Raw genomic sequence first — 2,308 nt, 5'->3', positions numbered from 1 at the left:
AGAGCCGGCTGGAATGACGACTATCGGGCTCAGTTATTCTTTGGTTAAAATATCAACAAAGTGTGCTCCCGCCCTGATGGTTATGATGGCCGTATCGATCTGACCCTCTTTTTGAACGGCATCCCGGTAGCGACACTGGAGCTCAAATCTTGCTTCAAGCAGTCGCTGGAGAATGCCAAGAAACAGTATCGGGAAGATCGTCTGCCCAAGACCAATGGGCGTGATGAGCCACTACTGAGTTTTCGCCGCGGGGCGCTGGTGCACTTTGCAGTGAATCAGTTCGAGGTGGCGATGACCACTAAACTGGCGGGCGACTCGACTTTCTTCCTGCCATTCAACCAGGGCACCCGTGAGGGTGGGGCGGGCAATGATCAGCCCTTGCCAGTGAATGGTGAGGAGGGCATTGCTACCGGTTATCTGTGGCAAGAGATCCTGCAACCGGATAACTTCCTGCGGATACTGAGTCGCTATCTGCACCTTGAGGTCAAGGTGGAAGAGGATGAGCTGGGGCGGCAGAAGAAGAAAGAGACGATGATCTTTCCTCGCTATCACCAGTGGAAAGTGGTTCAGAATTTGTTGGCCACGGTGGGACAGGAGGGGGCTGGTCAGAAGTACCTGATCCAGCACTCGGCAGGGTCTGGCAAATCCAACTCCATTGCCTGGCTGACCCATCAGCTGGCCTCGCTCTACCTGGATAAAGGGGAGAAGTTGTTCAATTCGGTGATTGTGATTACCGATAGAACGGTGCTCGACAGCCAGTTGCAAGAGACTATTGCCCAGTTTGACCATGCTGATGGGGTGGTGAGTCGCATCAACCGGGAAGAGGGAGATGGCTCCAAGTCGGCACAACTGACCGAGGCACTGGCCAGTGGCACGCCCATCATCATCGTCACCATTCAAACCTTCCCGCACGTACTCAAGGCCATTCAGGAATCGACCACACTGAAAGGCTCTCGCTTTGCGGTGGTTGCTGATGAGGCGCATTCAAGCCAGACCGGCAGCACGGCTCGTCAGTTGCGTGAAGTCTTGATGGCCGAGCAGTTAGATGGGGAAGAGGAACTCAGCGGCGAAGATGTGATGAACATGACGCTGGCCGCTCGTGGCGGCAGCCAGAACATCAGCTATTTCGCCTTTACGGCAACCCCGAAGGGTAAAACGCTGGAGCTGTTTGGCCGCCCAGCGAACCCGGCGATGCCGCTTGGCCCGGATAACAAGCCCAAGCCATTTCATGTTTACTCCATGCGTCAGGCGATCGAGGAGGGTTTTATCCTCGACGTGCTAAAGAACTACACCAATTACAAGCTTGCCTACAAACTCGCCATGAAGGCCGAAGAGGCCGCTGCTGGTGGTGAAGAGCAGGAAGTGGATGCCAAGAAGGCTCGCATCAGGCTTTCCAAGTGGGTGCGGCTACACCCGCACAATATCGGCCAGAAAGTGGTGATCATCGTTGAGCATTTCCGCACCAACGTGGCCAATCTCCTGGGAGGGCAGGCCAAGGCAATGGTTGTGACGTCGAGCCGGCTGGAGGCTGTTCGCTACAAGCTGGCGTTCGATAAGTATGTAACAGAGCAAGGCTATGGTGCTATTCGTGCCATGGTGGCGTTCTCTGGCGACATCGAAGAGGAAGGGCAGAGCTTTAACGAGCGGAACATGAACCCCGAGCTTAATGGGCGGGACATGCGTAAGGCATTCGATACCCAGGACTATCAGGTGATGCTGGTGGCCAACAAGTTTCAGACCGGTTTCGATCAGCCCAAGCTGTGTGCCATGTATGTGGACAAGAAGCTGACAGGAGTGGATTGCATCCAGACCCTTTCTCGCCTCAACCGCACCTATCCAGGCAAGGAGAGCACCTTTGTGCTCGATTTCGTGAATGATCCGCAGGATGTGCTGGAGGAGTTCCAAAAATATTTTGAGACAGCCACCCTCGATACCGTCTCCGATCCCAATCTGGTCTATGACCTGTTCCACAAGCTGAAAGCAACGGGGATCTTTACCTGGAGCGAGGTGGAGGCGTTTAGTGATGCCTATTTCGATCCCAAGCGTGGGGCCGAAGCCTTGCCCGGTTATATCAAACCGGCAGTCGAGCGGTTCACCAAACGTTACAAGCTGGCGAGTGAAGCTGTGCGGGAGTGTCGCCAGATGCTCAAACGCATCGAGCGTGAAGGCGGGTCTGCGACTGACAAGGTAAATGCCGAACGGCGGGTCAAAGAAGCGACCGAAGCCAGGGGTGCGTATTCCGGCGAAGTTGAACAGCCATTCCGGCCAACGTGAACACCCTGATCCTTAACGCGCTCACGTCACCCCG

1 protein-coding gene is annotated in these 2,308 nt (G+C 55.2%); it reads left to right on the top strand.

What is annotated here, in order from left to right:
• Positions 1 to 60: 60 nt before the first annotated feature.
• Positions 61 to 2,274 (top strand): type I restriction endonuclease subunit R, encoded by a 2,214-nt coding sequence (locus OKC40_RS22205; RefSeq protein ID WP_270797001.1) that lies wholly within the window; start codon positions 61 to 63, stop codon positions 2,272 to 2,274.
• Positions 2,275 to 2,308 lie beyond the last annotated feature (34 nt).

The sequence above is a fragment of the Aeromonas sp. QDB11 genome (assembly GCF_027705265.1).
Lineage (GTDB): Bacteria > Pseudomonadota > Gammaproteobacteria > Enterobacterales > Aeromonadaceae > Aeromonas > Aeromonas allosaccharophila.
This window is presented reverse-complemented; position numbering and strand designations above follow the sequence as displayed.